This is a genomic window from Pseudoalteromonas sp. SWYJZ12, assembly GCF_015864395.1.
GTDB lineage: Bacteria > Pseudomonadota > Gammaproteobacteria > Enterobacterales > Alteromonadaceae > Pseudoalteromonas > Pseudoalteromonas arctica.
In genome coordinates this window covers 179,538-195,484 of record NZ_JADYXH010000003.1, presented here as the reverse complement: position 1 = coordinate 195,484, position 15,947 = coordinate 179,538, and the positions used below count along the sequence as shown (strand labels likewise).

The 15,947-nt window shown below is 39.8% G+C and carries 17 protein-coding genes; 10 read left to right on the top strand and 7 right to left on the bottom strand.

The window, feature by feature from the left end:
• Positions 1-208: 208 nt before the first annotated feature.
• Positions 209-640 carry a hypothetical protein gene (locus tag I6F42_RS05285; RefSeq protein ID WP_010554222.1) on the top strand — a complete coding sequence of 144 codons (432 nt, stop codon included), beginning with the start codon at positions 209-211 and terminating at the stop codon, positions 638-640.
• A 12-nt stretch (positions 641-652) separates the two neighbouring features.
• Here I6F42_RS05285 and icd read toward each other — a convergent pair whose 3' ends face one another.
• Positions 653-1,921 carry an NADP-dependent isocitrate dehydrogenase gene (gene icd / locus I6F42_RS05280; protein WP_165721494.1) on the bottom strand — a complete coding sequence of 423 codons (1,269 nt, stop codon included), beginning with the start codon at positions 1,919-1,921 and terminating at the stop codon, positions 653-655.
• A 187-nt stretch (positions 1,922-2,108) separates the two neighbouring features.
• Here icd and I6F42_RS05275 point away from each other — a divergent pair, with 187 nt between their 5' ends.
• On the top strand, positions 2,109-2,912 hold the full coding sequence (locus I6F42_RS05275; protein ID WP_007582515.1) for a hypothetical protein: 804 nt from the start codon (positions 2,109-2,111) through the stop codon (positions 2,910-2,912).
• On the opposite strand, the gene I6F42_RS05270 is transcribed toward I6F42_RS05275, so the two are convergent.
• The gene (locus I6F42_RS05270; RefSeq protein WP_024590421.1) at positions 2,909-3,460 is read right to left on the bottom strand and encodes a hypothetical protein; all 552 of its coding nucleotides are present in this window, start codon (positions 3,458-3,460) and stop codon (positions 2,909-2,911) included. The genes I6F42_RS05275 and I6F42_RS05270 overlap by 4 nt on opposite strands.
• Before the next feature lie 394 nt (positions 3,461-3,854).
• Here I6F42_RS05270 and I6F42_RS05265 point away from each other — a divergent pair, with 394 nt between their 5' ends.
• Both I6F42_RS05265 and I6F42_RS05260 read left to right on the top strand, forming a co-directional pair.
• Complete coding sequence (locus I6F42_RS05265; RefSeq protein WP_167381322.1) at positions 3,855-3,998, top strand: hypothetical protein; 144 nt, start codon at positions 3,855-3,857, stop codon at positions 3,996-3,998.
• Between the two features lie 139 nt (positions 3,999-4,137).
• Positions 4,138-4,980: a transporter substrate-binding domain-containing protein gene (locus I6F42_RS05260; protein WP_010554219.1), complete on the top strand. Its 843-nt coding sequence runs from the start codon at positions 4,138-4,140 to the stop codon at positions 4,978-4,980.
• Between the two features lie 84 nt (positions 4,981-5,064).
• Here I6F42_RS05260 and I6F42_RS05255 read toward each other — a convergent pair whose 3' ends face one another.
• The 5 genes from I6F42_RS05255 to I6F42_RS05235 all read right to left on the bottom strand — a co-directional run bounded on the left by I6F42_RS05255 (position 5,065) and on the right by I6F42_RS05235 (position 8,870).
• Positions 5,065-5,646: a YceI family protein gene (locus I6F42_RS05255; protein ID WP_197151293.1), complete on the bottom strand. Its 582-nt coding sequence runs from the start codon at positions 5,644-5,646 to the stop codon at positions 5,065-5,067.
• A 1-nt stretch (position 5,647) separates the two neighbouring features.
• Positions 5,648-6,199 (bottom strand): cytochrome b, encoded by a 552-nt coding sequence (locus I6F42_RS05250; protein WP_002961572.1) that lies wholly within the window; start codon positions 6,197-6,199, stop codon positions 5,648-5,650.
• Between the two features lie 356 nt (positions 6,200-6,555).
• Complete coding sequence (locus I6F42_RS05245) at positions 6,556-7,392, bottom strand: ScpA family protein (protein ID WP_101163607.1); 837 nt, start codon at positions 7,390-7,392, stop codon at positions 6,556-6,558.
• A 6-nt stretch (positions 7,393-7,398) separates the two neighbouring features.
• Positions 7,399-8,019, bottom strand: a complete 621-nt coding sequence (locus I6F42_RS05240) for an L-threonylcarbamoyladenylate synthase (RefSeq protein WP_024590418.1) — start codon at positions 8,017-8,019, stop codon at positions 7,399-7,401.
• Positions 8,016-8,870 (bottom strand): PHP domain-containing protein, encoded by an 855-nt coding sequence (locus I6F42_RS05235; protein WP_197151292.1) that lies wholly within the window; start codon positions 8,868-8,870, stop codon positions 8,016-8,018. Before I6F42_RS05235 ends, I6F42_RS05240 begins: the two co-directional genes overlap by 4 nt.
• Positions 8,871-9,334: 464 nt before the next feature.
• Between I6F42_RS05235 and I6F42_RS05230 the strand changes: the two genes are divergently transcribed.
• Genes I6F42_RS05230 through trpA form a run of 6 tightly spaced genes read left to right on the top strand, consistent with a single transcriptional unit; the run spans position 9,335 to position 15,923 of the window.
• Positions 9,335-10,903, top strand: coding sequence for an anthranilate synthase component 1 (locus tag I6F42_RS05230; RefSeq protein ID WP_197151291.1), 1,569 nt, complete (start codon positions 9,335-9,337; stop codon positions 10,901-10,903).
• A 1-nt stretch (position 10,904) separates the two neighbouring features.
• Positions 10,905-11,507, top strand: coding sequence for an aminodeoxychorismate/anthranilate synthase component II (locus I6F42_RS05225; RefSeq protein ID WP_007582498.1), 603 nt, complete (start codon positions 10,905-10,907; stop codon positions 11,505-11,507).
• An 11-nt stretch (positions 11,508-11,518) separates the two neighbouring features.
• Positions 11,519-12,556, top strand: a complete 1,038-nt coding sequence (trpD, locus tag I6F42_RS05220) for an anthranilate phosphoribosyltransferase (RefSeq protein ID WP_007582496.1) — start codon at positions 11,519-11,521, stop codon at positions 12,554-12,556.
• Positions 12,549-13,913, top strand: coding sequence for a bifunctional indole-3-glycerol-phosphate synthase TrpC/phosphoribosylanthranilate isomerase TrpF (trpCF, locus tag I6F42_RS05215; RefSeq protein WP_197151290.1), 1,365 nt, complete (start codon positions 12,549-12,551; stop codon positions 13,911-13,913). The genes trpD and trpCF overlap by 8 nt, the downstream gene beginning before the upstream one ends.
• A gap of 7 nt (positions 13,914-13,920) precedes the next feature.
• Entirely contained in the window at positions 13,921-15,105 is a 1,185-nt protein-coding gene (gene trpB / locus I6F42_RS05210) for a tryptophan synthase subunit beta (protein ID WP_024590412.1), read from the top strand.
• Complete coding sequence (trpA, locus tag I6F42_RS05205; protein WP_024590411.1) at positions 15,102-15,923, top strand: tryptophan synthase subunit alpha; 822 nt, start codon at positions 15,102-15,104, stop codon at positions 15,921-15,923. Before trpB ends, trpA begins: the two co-directional genes overlap by 4 nt.
• Positions 15,924-15,947: the final 24 nt, after the last annotated feature.

The following is a 15,947-nucleotide window of genomic DNA, read 5'->3' as shown; positions in this document are numbered from 1 at the left end:
TCAACTCCTCCCTTTGTTCCAGTTTTGTGCACACTTTCACCGCATTGCACCAAATTAATTAGTATTATTTAAGATTGTTTTCTGCGTTCTATTAACCATTAAATCTTACTATTGATAAAATCAATATCAGTTATTGAAAACAACAATTTTATTAATATTACACTTAGCGCTAGAGTGAAGTTAAGCCAACAAACTAAGAGTAATTATTATGACAACAGCTTCTTTCACACGCCAAGACGGATTATTCATTGATGCTAACTTGCATCAGTTCATTGAAGAGCAGTTATGCACTAAAGCTAACACCACTGAAACTTACCAAGCGTTAGCTACTTTAGTTGATGAGTTTGGTTGTAAATGCCGTAAAACAAAGCATCAACCAGATGATGTGTTAGAAGTTGATACATTATTAAATGCATACCAACTTAAAAATCATCCACTTTGCCATGTTGATGCACAAACTACGGAAGCCGTTTTAGACGAATATTGCTGCCAGGTTCCTGCAATTATTGTTGTTGCGTTAATGGATACGCTTAGTGGTACACAGTGCGATGAACCCCAAGCACATGAGATTTACCATCGTGCAGCGCAGTTAACCAACCGCCCTTGTATGCACAGAGTAAAAACTGCCTCAGCAGCTTAATAATGAATGTATTTAAAAGTGCTCGATAACCTTCTTTGCAAAGCCAGTACAAGTTAAGGTTGTCGAGTTATGAATACTTGAGTTATCGCTCTGCTCTTGCGCTAAATCAAAGGTTACTTCACCGCTTTTAAATGTTTGCTCTAACGCATTTTCTATGAGTAATGCGGCCTCGTCCCATCCCATAAATTTAAGCATTAATACCGCACTTAAAATACTGCTACTTGGGTTTGCTTTGTTTTGCCCTGCTATACGTTCAAACGTGCCGTGTGTAGGCTCAAAAAATGCGACATCGTTATTTAAATTTGCAGCAGGCATTATACCAACACCACCAACTTGTGCACTGAGCATATCAGCTAAAAAGTCACCATTTTGGTTAGTCGTCACCACTACATCAAATTGCTCTGGATGCATTAAACATTGTTGCAGCATGTTGTCAGCTATAACTTCTTTAATAATTAAGGGCGCTTGGTGTGCTCGCTCTATTTGCAACCAACGCCCATTTTCATGTGCGGTGGCATTAAACTCGTTTTGTGCAAGTGCAAACCCCCAACGCTTAAATGCACCATCGGTAAATTTAAGTACATTACCTTTGTGTACTAGCGTTAATGATTCACTATCGTTTTTAAGTGCATAGTTAATTGCAAAGCGCATTAATCGCTCAGAGCCTTCTTTAGATATATTTTTAATACCAATTCCACACTCTTGTGAAAACCTTAGGCGGGTTACGCCCATTTCCTCACATAAAAAATCGAGCATTTTTTCGCTCTCTACACTGCCTGCTTGCCACTCAATACCTGAGTACACGTCTTCGCTACTATCACGAAGCACTGTTATGTTTGTTAAAAAAGGGTTTTTTAAAGGAGAAGGGAGTGCACTAAAGCCTTTTATAGTGCGCATATTTACAAACAAATCCATTTCTTGCCTGAGTGCAACATTAAGCGATCTAAAGCCACCACCCAGTGGTGTGGTTAGCGGCCCTTTTATGGCAATTTTACAGGCACGTACCGCGTTAATTGTTTCTTGTGGAAACCAGTCACCGTCATACAGCTTTGCGGCCTGCTCGCCATTATAAACCTGCATCCAATGAATTTTCCGTGCGCTTTTATAACAATGCTCAATTGCACTATCAACAACGTGGCGCATTACCGGCATAACATCTAGACCCACTCCATCGCCATCAATAAAAGCAATGATAGGTTCTAACGGTATTTGCCAGTGTCCTTGTGCATCAATAGTGATATTTTGGCCGTGCTCAGGAACGTGAATATGCTGATACGTCATGGCTAAACCTAACTTAAAATAACGATTAATTGATTAAACCATGCTTAGCTAGGAGTGTCTGTATTTGTGCTTTTATAGTTACTATCATTTTAAAAAATAAAGAATTAGACGTGATTATTTATCCATTTAGTTGGTCTTGTGTATTAGAATTTTCGTACCAATTATTAAATTACAGTGGAGCATTTTAATGAAATTCTTTTTTGTACTGCTACTATTAATCAGCTCTTTTAACGCATTAGCCGTTGAAGTAGTCATACATAACCTTAGCTCGCTCTCAAGTAATGCTCAAAATACGGTGTCTATATGGGTTAATCAAAGTGTTGAAAAAACACAAAATACACTGGGACCTTTAAAACAAACCACATTGCCTATTTATTTAAAACCGCAATACTTTGCTTTTGAGCCTGTACCTTGGGCTACAGTTAAGCGCAATAACCCCGATGGGCTTGAACTTCATATAGATCGCTATGCCAGTTTAAATGCATTCACTAAAGATTGGACGCTATACCATGAACTTTCACATTTATATTTGCCGCTACTTCCCTACTCCGGTTTTTGGCTTAGCGAGGGTTTTGCCAGTTATATGCAAAACGTAATAATGCGTGACAGCGGTATAATTACCCAGCCGCAATTTGTACAACGTTTAAATGCAGGATTTGATCGTGCCCGCCTGCAAACTAAAACTAAAACACAGCCACTTAATAAGCTCTCTGCCGATATGTGGAAACAACGAGCCCAGCAACGTGTTTATTGGACGGGTGCGGCTTTTTTTGCACAGGCCGATTTGAAGCTACAAAAACAAGGTTTATCTGTCGCGGGTATAATAAAACAGTATCAAGTATGCTGTAGACCCGCTCGCTCTAGTGCTAAAACCTTTATAAAAGAGTTAGATAAGCTATCCGGTAGTAGCGTTTTTACAACGCTGTATGCAAAATATAATACCCGCACCGATTTTCCTGATATTAGTAAAGAGCAGCTAAACACGCTTTAACGGCTGCTCTGTTTTATATAGTTACTATATTCAACAAGCCCTTGCGCGTTAAAATTGGTTGAGTACTCGTTCATAAAACCATGCAAAAAATTGGTTTTATAGCACTTAACATTCGCTTTGGTGCTTAAAGCTTTAATAACTTCATCAACATTAAAGTGACTCTCACTTGCTGGAAATATGAACTCACAGGGTACTTTTGCGCTTAAATTTAAATTATGTCTAATTTGCGACGGATAAAAGCCAATTAACTTTTTAAGGTGTGTATTGCCTGTTAATAACTGTGCCCGCCATGCTGCACTTGCCCCTGCACTGAAAGCAATACACGTCGTTGGCAATTTTAAACTCTCAAAGCATTTTTGAAGTTTGTCGGTGTATTTATCATGGCCACACTGCTGTATAAAATTGTTGTAACTATCTTGTTCACTTTCAATAGCTTGAAACTTGTTATTGTAAGGGTCAACAATCACCAAATTTGAACTAATTGCCTGTGATAACCTCCTTAAAGCAGGGGTTAAACCATAAATATCACTCACTATTAGGTAATTCATACTTATCCTTTGGTAACTAAAAATGGGCTTTGTAAGCAGTTGATAAGATTTATTATAAATATTTTTACAAAAATAGCTTGCACACAATTTATATATAAGTTACCTTCCCTCTCTGGTTTAAAGAAACCGCCGCGGTTAACCATTTACCCTGATCCAGTAAGCCCCGCAAAACGTATATTTGAAAGCTAAGTTATTGTACGGCGAGAACCCCTTGAATAATACCGAGATGATTTTTTACTATCATCGCAAAAGTGTCATAAAGATCGTCAACACTGTAATGAAGCTAAACACAACATCGTTAATTTATTAACTGCAATTTGCTATAAAAATATAGCGCAGAATAAATAACAAGAATAAAGTGAGTTTTATTATGTCTTATAAATATAATGGGTCTATGATCCAAATCGCACATCCAGTGCAATCAATTTCAGTAAACAAACATCGTGTAATCTTTAGTGATACACAAGGTTTAAAAAATGCATTGTTTCAAAAAGCGAGTGATGCACGCCAGTTTGTTAAGTGGCTAAAAGCTAACTAAGCAACACATAACTTTAATTGCCCTTTTATTATTGCAATTATTGATAAGATATTATGCCAGCCTCGTTGCTGGCATTTTACTTTTTAGCTCTTTATTGGTTACAATAGTTTTACAATAATAATTACTGGCAGCTGTTGTAATGCTCCGTATATTTTTAACTTTCTTACTTTTTTTCTGTCTGACCTCAATAGGCAATGCTAGAACCATAAACTGGCTAGCGCACGACTTTGCACCCTATTATATTTTAAATGGTCAATATCAACACCAAGGCCGTGACGAAAGCATAATTTCATTACTTGAAAAACAACTTCCTAATATTACCTTTAACCGCATGCTTATCCCTTCAGGTAAAGTAATCCAAGAGCTATCTAATACTTCAAATAATGTTTGTGCGTTATCGCTTTATAAAAATGATTACAGAAAAGAGCATATTTATTTTACAGAGGAGAGCTCAACAACGGGCCTCTCGCCTTCAATAGCAATGCACAAAAGACTCGCCAAAGCGCTAAATATAGCGGAATCAAAAGAAGTATCACTATTAGATTTAATACAAGATAAAAAACTAACTCTTGGGATCTCTATGAGCCGCTCTTATGGCCAAGAGATAGATACATTGATAAACAGTACGCCTAATATAGATTTAGTAATTAGACCCACTCGCGATAGCCTAGCGAGCCTCACATATATGCTTAACCTAAAACGAATTGATATTTTGCTGGGTTACCCAAGCGAGCATTACTATTTAGCTAAATCAATGCACTTTGAAGAAAACTTAACGCAGCGTCCATTAACCGAATCACCCGCGCTAAGTTATGGTTTTATTGGCTGTACTAAAAACGAGCAAGGCGCAGAAGACATTGCTATTCTTAATGAGCAGCTTAAAGTTATTAAAAAAACGCAGGCTTATAATGATTTACTCATGCGCTGGTTGCCCGAGCATTTAAGGCCGCTATTACAGTCACGTATTAATAGCGCAAAATAAGCAAATTCGAAGTCGCTTAATTTGAGTTTCTGTTAAGCAAAAAAAACGCCACAGTAAGTGGCGTTTTTATATTTAATAATGGTATTACTGACGAACGCCTTCTATTGATAAAATAATATCAACATGAGTAGATGCAGGTCCTAAGTTATAATCAATACCGTAGTCGGTAAGTTTAAGGCTGGTTTCGCCCTCAAAACCTACGCGGTAGCCGCCCCACGGATCTTTACCTTCGCCCACTTTATCTATTTCAAAGGTAATAGTGTTAGTTACGCCGTGCAGCGTAAACTCACCGGTTACATCAGCCTCTTCGCCGTCTTCATCAAATTTAATACTCGTGCTTTTAAATGTCGCTTTTGGGTATTTATCTACATTTAAAAAATCTTTACCATGTAAATGCTTATCGCGCTCTGCATGGTTAGAGTCAAGACTTGTGGTATCAATGTTTACCATAATTTTTGACGCATCAGGGTTTTTAGCATCGTAACTAAATGTGCCGTCAAAAGTATTAAAACGACCATATAACCAGCTGTAACCTAAGTGTTTAATTTTAAAGTTAACAGATGCATGCCCGCCTTTTGTATCAATTACATAATCAGCTGCATTGGCGGCTGTTGCCGATAACATCATTGCAGCCGAAACGGCTGCGCTTACTAATAATTTTTTCATTTTAATCATCCTTTAATGGTTTGATCATTCTAATTAAGGTTTTATCTTTATCGATAAAGTGATGTTTTAACGCTCCTAGTGCATGCAATACTGCAAACCCGATTAATGTGCACGCGCCGTAATAATGTACTTTTCCTGCAATATCGGCTTGGTCATCAAAGGCAAAATCAAGCGCTGATACATTAAATAAAGTAAATACTTCTATTGGACGCCCGTCTGCGGTTGATATTAAATACCCTGCAACAACAATAACAGCCAAAATAATATACATAGCAATATGCGCCGTATGCGCTAATTGGTTCATGCCTTTACTCTCACCTAATGGTTTAGGTTGTGTAGATAAAGCACGCCATAAAATTCTAAATAAAAATACGGCCACAAGCGTAATACCAATACTCTTATGTAAATCGAGTGAACCTTTATACCAGCTATCGTAATAAGTAAGCTCAACCATATATAAACCTAAACCAAACAGGCCAAAAATAGTCAGCGCCATGAGCCAATGTAAAATAATGGCGACAAGTCCGTAAGATGAAGGTGTATTTTTAAACATGTGTAAGTTCCTATAATGCTATGACGTTACAATATAGTGCACAGCCGTAAATGAAAATAACATTTACAAACACTTTACGTGCGTATACGCACAGAACTTTATTATTTAAAGTCAGTTTTGCAAAAAACACCAATCTGCTTGTATATGGGGTCTATTTAACGTTAAGAAAATTACGCTAGAACGAGGCAAAAATTTTTGTATCTAGTTGTTCTCGGCAATTGCTCCCTGCATTGCTCTACCTCCTGCATCCATGCAGTCGTAAATAAAAAATTTTTAACGACGTAATAGTGCAATTTAATTCGTTAAATTGCTCAAATATTCATGCAGGTTGGTATGAGATGATTAAACAAATAGTTTTATAGGGTGGATTGTTCGCTTAAGCTGACATAAATTAAGCTCTCAGGGCTTACTTGCAAACAGGTAACAAGCCCTTCTTTAATGAGCTCAAGCATAGCTATAAAACTAACCACTACACCACTTCGCCCTTCATTTGGGGTAAAAAGCGCATTAAATACCAATGCCGAGTTTGCTTGCGATAGTTGCTGTAATATTTGGCTCATTCTCTCTCGGGTTGAGAGTACTTCGGCAGTAATTTGATGATGCTCAAAGGTTTTTGCTCGCGCCATTACATCACTCAACGCCAGCATTAAGTCTTTAAGTTCAATATCGGGGAGGTTTTGACTTGTATCTTCACTTATTGGCATAGCGGCATGCGCTATAAAAATATCACGACCAACACGAGGAATATCGTCGAGGTTTTCGGCGGCTTGTTTAAACAGCTCATACTCTTGCAGGCGTTTAATAAGCTCAGCGCGAGGATCTTCTTCCTCTTCAAGCTCTTCGTGTACAGGTAATAATAAGCGCGACTTAATTTGCGCAAGTAACGCAGCCATTACTAAATATTCGCCGGCAAGTTCGAGTTGAAACTCGGTCATCATTTCTACATAACTTACGTACTGCTCTGTAATACTAAAAATAGAAAGTTCGAGTACATCAAGCTTATGCTTTTTAATTAAATAGAGCAGTAAATCGAGCGGGCCTTCAAAGGTTTCTAATATTATTTCGAGCGCGTCAGGTGGAATGTATAAATCTTCTGGTTTGTCTACAACCGCTTTACCATGCAAAAAAGCCAGTGGCAGCTTTTGCTGCACTGGCTTTTCACTATTTTTTGTATTCGCAGTGCTTTCGCTCACTCGCTATTACTCAAACGGGCTTGTATCACCACAGCCAACACGTAAAATCTTGACTTCATCTTCCGACAAATCGATTACCGTGGTTGCTTGCTCGGCTAAGTGGCCACCGTGAATAATTAAATCAACGTGTTTATCTAATCGCTCTAATATTTCATCAGGATCTGATTCTGTAAACTGCTCACCTGGTAAAATTAAAGAACACGACATTAACGGCTCACCAAGTTCGGCAAGCAACGCACAGGCTATTGGGTGTTCAATTACACGCATGCCAATGGTTTTTTTCTTGTCGTTTAATAAACGTTTAGGGACTTCTTTTGTGCCTTTAAAAATAAAGGTATATGGCCCTGGCGTATTATTTTTAATGAGTCTAAATAGCTGGTTATCTACGCGTGCATAAGTAGATAACTCTGATAAATCACGACAAACTAGCGTAAAATTATCGTTTTTTTCAATACCACGAATACGCTCTATGCGCTCTTTGGCTTGCTTATTACCAATGTTACAACCGATGGCGTAACCCGAATCTGTTGGGTAAACAACAACGCCGCCTTGTTTAATAATATCAACGGCTTGACTAATCAGTCTCGGTTGCGGGTTATCAGGATGAATATGAAATAATTGACTCATGTTAATGCCCCTTCTTCTCCTTCCCAAGCTTGCCAAACACCTTGGCAGTCTTTTGGTAGGTATAAATTTTTGCCAAGCTCTAAATAGCTTGTCGGAAAATGAAAATCAGACCCTTGCGAGCAAAGTAGCCCGTACTCACGGCTGAGTTCACCTAAAAATTGACGTTCGCTTGGCGCCTGTTGAGGTTGTGCAACTTCCATTGCGTCCCCTCCTACACTTTTAAATTCTACTAATAATTTGCGTAGCCACTTGTTTGACATTTGATAGCTACTTGGATGCGCAAGTACAGCAACACCACCAGCGGCATGTATGGCCTCAATAGCGGTTTGCATGGTGCACCAGCAACTTGGTACGTAGCCTGTTTTGCCACGCCCTAAGTACTTTTTAAAAACACCCGGGAAATTTTTAGCAACACCGCGCTCAATAAGGGCGCGTGCAAAATGTGCACGCGTTATTTGCGCGTCTTTTGCCAGCTCTTTAGCTTGCTCGTAAATGCCATCAAAGCCATTTTTTGCAAGGCGAACACCAATTTCTAGTGCACGCTCTTCTCGCTTTTGCTGCTGAGCTGATAATAAAGAGGTAAGGTCAATATTATTAATATCAATATTTAAACCTACAATATGAATTTCGAAGCTTTCCCATTTAGTAGACACTTCGGTACCCGTTATTAATGAAAGCGGTAAGTTTTCGGTTTTAATAAATTGCTGCGCAGGCTTAATGGCTGCCACAGTGTCATGATCGGTAATAGCAAACACATCAATATTTTTATCAACAGCGCGATGCAATAATTCTTCAACCGTTAAACGCCCGTCTGAATGTGTGGTATGGCTATGTAAATCATATTTTATCAAAAGAAAACTGCTTAAAATTAAGGGTTACTAGTGTTTATGTAAGTATAACAACTTTTTTGACTAAATTGTTTTAAATAAACACTTGACACAAAAGCATAAGATACGTTTTACTGTAGCCACTTTCAGACACATTAAGAATTAACAATAATGATCAATTCAAACTTAAACACTATTTGGTGGTGGCACTCGTAATTATCGGGTGATGAATTGTCGTGTCTAACAAAAATTCAAAACCCGCAACTATGCGGGTTTTTTTATAACTAAATTTTACGAAACGTATACGTTAAAAATATTTAATAAATTTTGAGGCAGAAAAACATGAATAACGGTCTTACTCTTACACATCGTTGGTGGTGGCGCCTGATATAGCGGGACGGTAATGATCTGTTTGTAATTTAGATATCGTTAGTCAAACCCCGCATTGCAAAAGCACTGCGGGGTTTAATTTTTTGAGGGAATGAGGTTTGATTTTTAGTCATATAACTACCACACCAGGCGAAGTAACAAGCATTACGCAAGTACGCGACTATATTAGTAGCCCTCTTGCATTATACGCGGCACTTGATAAGCCTAACTCACTACTGCTTGAATCGGCTGAGATTGATTCTAAAGACAGTGTAAAAAGTTTAATTTTAGTCGACTGCGCACTGCGCATTGTATGCCAAGGTAAAACAGTTACTATTACTGCTCAATCCAATAATGGGCAACAGCTTCTAAGCTACTTGCAGGCAAATGTTAAAAGCTGTGACGCTACTTTAGACGGCGCAACACTTACCCTGTGTTATTTAGACACTAGCGGCGATACTGACGAAGCGAGTAAACTAATTGCAGATAACGCATTTAGCGCCCTTCGTACTTGTATTAACAGTATTAAAAGCACAACTAACAATCCATTTTCGTTATTTTTAGGCGGTGTATTTGCCTACGATATGGTAGCAAACTTTGAGCAGTTAAGTGATGTACCTGATGGCGAAAATACGTGCCCAGATTACGTATTTTATTTAGCCGAAACCTTAGTTGTTATTGATCATCAAAAACAAACAACCGAACTCATTGGTAATGTATTTAACGGCCCTGACGTACATGCAAATTGCTTTGAAGTAGGCAAAGAGCTAGAGCGATTAAATACACTGTGCGATAACGCCTCAGAATTTAGTGCGGATATGCAAAGTGGCGAATGTGAGGTAAGCGTTGATATAGACGATGACACTTACTGCGAGCAAGTAGTTAAGCTTAAAAAGAATATTGTAGACGGTGATATTTTTCAGGTAGTGCCATCGCGTACATTTTCACTACCTTGTCCTGACGCTTTGCATGCTTATAGCCAGCTTAAAAAGCAAAATCCAAGTCCGTATATGTTTTATATGCGCGATGAAGACTTTGCTTTATTTGGCGCATCGCCTGAATCAGCACTTAAATACACAGTGCAATCTCAGCAAGTTGAAGTATACCCAATTGCTGGCACTCGCCCACGTGGCAAATTTGCTAATGGGCAAATAAACCCAGACCTAGACAGCCGTATCGAACTTGAACTTAGAAACGATCAAAAAGAGCGCGCCGAGCATTTAATGCTTGTCGATTTAGCCCGTAACGACGTAGCACGTATTAGTGTTGCAGGTACTCGTTTTGCCAAAGAGCTATTAAAAGTAGACCGTTATTCACAAGTAATGCATTTAGTGTCACGCGTTGTTGGCACACTAAAACCCGAGCTTGATGCACTGCATGCTTACCAAGCTTGTATGAACATGGGCACGCTTGTTGGTGCACCAAAGGTTCGGGCTGCTGAGCTTGTACGTCAAACTGAAGGTAAACGCCGTGGCAGTTATGGCGGCGCTGTAGGTTACTTAACCGGTGACGGTGCAATGGATAGCTGTATTGTTATTCGCTCAGCTTTTGTTAAAAATAATATAGCTTATGTACAGGCTGGTGCCGGTGTGGTGTTTGACTCAGATCCTATTTCTGAAGCAAATGAAACTCGCGCTAAAGCACAAGCGGTTATCACCGCCATAAAATCTACGTATAAGGCGGTATAAAATGAGTAAAGCGAATCCTATTAAAATCTATTTTTTAGATAACTTTGACTCATTTACATATAACCTTGTTGATGAGCTAACGATGCTTGGCTGCGAACTGGTTGTTTACAGAAACAACATTAGCGCTGAGGTTATTTTTAACAAAATGCGCCAAGAACAAGGTCAAGTGCTATTGGTACTTTCGCCAGGTCCTGGCACACCAAGCGATGCAGGCTGTTTGATGGAGCTTATTGAGCTCTCTAAAGGGCACTTCCCTATGCTGGGTATTTGTTTGGGTCAACAAGCGTTAACCCAAAGCTATGGCGGAGTAATCGGTCATGCCGGTGAAACCGTACATGGTAAGTCTTCAATTATTAATTTAGGCGAGCACCCTGTATTTGATGGTATGGGCAATACAATGCCTGTTGCACGTTATCATTCCTTAATGGCAACAAAGGTACCTGATAATATTGAGGTTATTGCCCAGTATGAAGATATCCCTATGGCTATTTATCATCATGATGACAACGCATTGGGTTACCAGTTTCATCCAGAGTCAATACTAACGCCGAACGGCGCAATGCTACTTCAGCAAAGTGTAGCCTACTTAACACGTGCCAAATAAAAGAGGACATTATGAGTACACAACCAGAACAACCCATAAATGTTCAACACGCTATTGAACAACTAATTACGGGGCAATCATTAAGTTACGCAGACGCCAAAGCGCTTTTTGATGAAATAATGCAAGGTAATATGAGTGAAATTGAGCTAACCGCCCTACTTATAAGCCTTAAAATTAAAGGCGAAGTAAGCGACGAAATTGCAGGCGCTGCAGCCTCAATGCGCGAAAACGCCGTTGCTTTTACTACCAGCAGTACGCAACTTGCCGATAGCTGTGGCACTGGTGGCGATGGTTCAAACACAATTAATATAAGTACAACGGCTGCAATTGTTGCCGCTGCTGCCGGTATTAACATGGTAAAACATGGTAATCGCAGTGTATCCAGTAATTCAGGCTCAGCCGATTTACTCAAAGCCCTGGGCATTAATATAGATATGAGCCCAGAGCAAGCAGCAAAATGTCTTGAGCAAACCAATTTTACCTTTTTGTTTGCACCGCACTATCACAGTGGCGTACGCCATGCGATGGGCGTACGAACATCGCTTAAAACACGCACTATTTTCAATATTTTAGGTCCGCTTGCTAACCCTGCTGCACCTGAAGTGCAATTACTCGGCGTCTATAACGAAGCATTGTGTATGCCAATGGCACAAACACTTAAAACCCTTGGCACAAAGCGCGCTATGATTGTTCACGGCTCGGGCACTGACGAAATAGCCCTACACGGCCCAACAACGGTAGTTGAGCTAAATAATGGCGAGATTACGCAGTACACACTAAACCCAAGCGACTTCGACCTTGCAAACTATTCACTTGAACAACTCGCTGGTGAAGGCCCACAATACAACGCAAATGCTAGCCTCGCCATCTTGCAAGGCAAAGGCACAGATGCACATAATGCTGCTATTGTGGTTAACGTAGCTGCCCTTTTATACCTAACAGGTAAAGCAGAAACGTTAAAAGAAGGGGCAAAACAAGTACAAACATTATTAAGTTCAGGGCAAGCCATGAACACACTAAGTGCAATTATTGAGGTAAGTAATGGCTAATGTATTAGACAAAATTGTTGCTGATAAAAAATTAGAACTAATTGAGAGAAAAGCTGCACGTCCGCTTGAAAGCTTTAAGTATCTTGCAGTGCCTACAAGTCGTAGCTTTTATAAAGCACTTGCAGCACCTGGCACTCAGTTTATTTTAGAGTGTAAAAAAGCATCGCCTTCAAAAGGGTTAATTAGAAACCCATTTGATTTAACTGAAATTACCTCAGTTTATAAAAAATACGCTACCTGCATGAGTGTGTTAACTGATGCTAAATATTTTCAAGGCAGTTTTGATTATCTTGAATTTGTGCGCAGCCAAGTAGAACAACCGCTTATCTGTAAAGACTTTTTTATAGATGAGTACCAAGTGTACATGGCACGTATTTATGGCGGTGATGCTATATTACTGATGCTTTCGGTACTCGATGACGAAAGCTATAAAGCACTGCATGCTGTTGCCGATTCACTTAATATGTCGGTGTTAACCGAAGTAAGTAATGAAGAAGAAGTACACCGCGCACTTGCGCTTGATGCACAAATTATTGGTATTAATAACCGCGATTTACGCGATTTAAGCACCGACTTAGCCACTACTGAAAAACTACGAAAGCTTATTCCGGCTGATAAAGTGGTTATTTCGGAATCGGGTATTTACACCCATCAAGACGTAAAACGTTTAGCTCCATTATGCGATGGCTTTTTAATTGGCAGCTCACTTATGGGCGAGCGTGATTTAGAGCAAGCATGTCGCCGTGTTATTTTAGGCGACAATAAAGTATGTGGTTTAACACGTAGCCAAGATGCACAAGCGGCATATCAAAACGGTGCTGTTTATGGTGGTTTAATTTTTCATCCTAAATCGCCTCGCTATGTCGATTTAGATTGTGCAAGAGAGCTGAGCCAAAGCGCACCACTTAACTTTGTTGGTGTATTTGTAGATGCTCCCATTGAGCAAGTTGCTCAATACGCAAGTGTGCTAAAATTAGCGGCAGTTCAATTACATGGCCAAGAAAGTGACGATTACATTGCTGCGCTGCGTACACAACTTCCAACTAATTGCGAAATTTGGAAAGCCCAAGCAATAAAAGATGCATTGCCAACGCCTGTAAATGGGGTTGATCGACACCTTTACGATACGCACAGTGATACACAAGCTGGCGGTACTGGTAAAGCATTTGATTGGTCGGTGCTTAGCGGCGCAACTACACCATTTATGCTCGCTGGAGGCTTAAATCCAGACAATATTAAAGATGCGCTTTTTAAAGGTGCCTTAGGCCTTGATTTAAACTCAGGCGTTGAAGAATCTGCGGGTAAAAAGTGCCCTAACAAATTACATAATGCTTTTACAAGCATCAGAAATTATTGAGGTTAAAATGCAAAATCCAGCTTATTTTGGCGAGTTTGGCGGTATGTTTGTACCCGAGTTACTTGTCCCTGCGCTTAAGCAGTTAGAAAATGAATTTAACAAAGCACAAAAAGATCCTGAGTTTCAGGCAGAGCTAAGTAAATTATTAAACGAGTATGCGGGTCGTCCTACCCCACTTACTTTAACGCGCAATTTAGTTAAAAACCCAAAAGTAAAACTGTATCTAAAGCGCGAAGACTTATTACACGGCGGCGCACACAAAACGAACCAAGTACTTGGTCAGGCGTTACTTACTAAGCGTATGGGTAAAAAACAAGTTATTGCTGAAACAGGTGCCGGTCAACACGGCGTTGCAACAGCGCTAGCGTGTGCCTTACTGGGTTTAAAATGTCGTATTTATATGGGTGCAAAAGACGTTGATCGTCAGCAACCTAACGTATTTAGAATGAAGTTAATGGGCGCAGAGGTTATTCCAGTAACAGCGGGTTCTGGCACATTAAAAGATGCAGTAAATGAAGCGCTGCGTGACTGGTCAGCAAACTACCAAGACGCGCACTACCTACTAGGTACAGCTGCGGGTCCTCACCCATTCCCAACAATTGTACGCGAGTATCAAAAAATTATTGGTGAAGAAGCTAAGCAACAAGTACTTAAAGCAGAAGGTCGTTTACCTGACGCTGTTATTGCCTGTGTTGGTGGTGGTTCAAACGCAATTGGTATGTTTACTGATTTTATTGACGAGCCAGGCGTTAAATTAATTGGTGTTGAGCCTGCTGGTAAAGGTCTTGATACAAATGAGCACGGTGCAACAATTTGTAAAGGCACAAAAGGCATATTGCACGGTACTTATACGTACATTATGCAAAATGATGATGGCCAAATTGAAGAGTCTTACTCTGTATCAGCGGGCCTTGATTACCCAGCTGTTGGTCCTCAGCATGCATTTTTACACGAAACTGGTCGCGCTCAATACGTGGGTATTACCGATACAGAAGCGCTTGATGCGTTTCAGTCGCTTGCTAAAAATGAAGGGATTATTCCGGCGCTTGAATCAAGCCATGCGTTAGCTTATGCGCTTAAGTACGCAGAGGAGCTAACCGAGGAAAGTGTTATAGTGATTAATTTAAGTGGTCGTGGCGATAAAGATTTAGCACACGTTCACAATGTACTAACTGAAAGAGGTCAGCTATGAGCCAAGTAAAAACGGATCGTTACGGCAAAATGTTTGCAGCGCTTAACGAGCAAAAACAAGGTGCTTTTGTACCATTTGTAACGATTGGCGACCCAGGTAAAGAGCAAAGTATTGCGATTATTAAAAGTCTAATTGACGGCGGAGCAGATGCGCTTGAGCTTGGTATTCCGTTTTCTGACCCAATTGCAGATGGTCCAGTAATTCAAAAAGCTAATATTCGCGCACTCGATGTGCACATTAATACACAAGATTGCTTTGATATTATTAAAGAAATACGTGAGTATAATGCCGATATTCCAATTGGCTTATTATTGTATTCAAACCTTGTGTTTAAACGCGGTATAGAAGCATTTTATAAAGATGCAAAAGCAGTAGGCGTAGACTCAATTTTAGTGGCTGATGTGCCTCTGCATGAATCTAAAATGTTTAGAAAGTCAGCTATGGATAACGGTGTAGACCCAATTTTTATTGCAACACCAAATGCCGATGACGACACACTTCGCCAGTGCGCCTCTTACGGTCGTGGTTACACGTATTTACTATCGCGCGCAGGTGTTACCGGTACCGATACTAAAGCACAAATGCCTGCTGGTAATATTGTTACTAAATTAAAAGAATACCATGCAGCCCCTGCTCTTTTAGGGTTTGGTATTTCAACACCAGATGATGTAAAAGCGGCTCTTAATGCAGGAGCAGCCGGTGCTATTTCAGGCTCTGCTGTAGTTAAAATTATTGAAGCTAACCTTAATGATTTACCAACAATGACCGCGCAACTAAAAGCATTTGTAGCCGATATGAAAGCAGCTACATCGCTTTAAGCCATCGCTATAAGCTAACTAGGG

Bases quoted from the DNA above. Each gene is read 5' to 3' on its own strand.
- I6F42_RS05285 (WP_010554222.1), top strand. From the start codon at position 209: ATGACAACAGCTTCTTTCACACGCCAAGACGGATTATTCATTGATGCT.
- icd (WP_165721494.1), bottom strand. From the start codon at position 1,921: ATGACGTATCAGCATATTCACGTTCCTGAGCACGGCCAAAATATCACT.
- I6F42_RS05275 (WP_007582515.1), top strand. From the start codon at position 2,109: ATGAAATTCTTTTTTGTACTGCTACTATTAATCAGCTCTTTTAACGCA.
- I6F42_RS05270 (WP_024590421.1), bottom strand. From the start codon at position 3,460: ATGAATTACCTAATAGTGAGTGATATTTATGGTTTAACCCCTGCTTTA.
- I6F42_RS05265 (WP_167381322.1), top strand. From the start codon at position 3,855: ATGATCCAAATCGCACATCCAGTGCAATCAATTTCAGTAAACAAACAT.
- I6F42_RS05260 (WP_010554219.1), top strand. From the start codon at position 4,138: ATGCTCCGTATATTTTTAACTTTCTTACTTTTTTTCTGTCTGACCTCA.
- I6F42_RS05255 (WP_197151293.1), bottom strand. From the start codon at position 5,646: ATGAAAAAATTATTAGTAAGCGCAGCCGTTTCGGCTGCAATGATGTTA.
- I6F42_RS05250 (WP_002961572.1), bottom strand. From the start codon at position 6,199: ATGTTTAAAAATACACCTTCATCTTACGGACTTGTCGCCATTATTTTA.
- I6F42_RS05240 (WP_024590418.1), bottom strand. From the start codon at position 8,019: ATGAGTCAATTATTTCATATTCATCCTGATAACCCGCAACCGAGACTG.
- I6F42_RS05225 (WP_007582498.1), top strand. From the start codon at position 10,905: ATGAGTAAAGCGAATCCTATTAAAATCTATTTTTTAGATAACTTTGAC.
- trpD (WP_007582496.1), top strand. From the start codon at position 11,519: ATGAGTACACAACCAGAACAACCCATAAATGTTCAACACGCTATTGAA.
- trpCF (WP_197151290.1), top strand. From the start codon at position 12,549: ATGGCTAATGTATTAGACAAAATTGTTGCTGATAAAAAATTAGAACTA.
- trpB (WP_024590412.1), top strand. From the start codon at position 13,921: ATGCAAAATCCAGCTTATTTTGGCGAGTTTGGCGGTATGTTTGTACCC.
- trpA (WP_024590411.1), top strand. From the start codon at position 15,102: ATGAGCCAAGTAAAAACGGATCGTTACGGCAAAATGTTTGCAGCGCTT.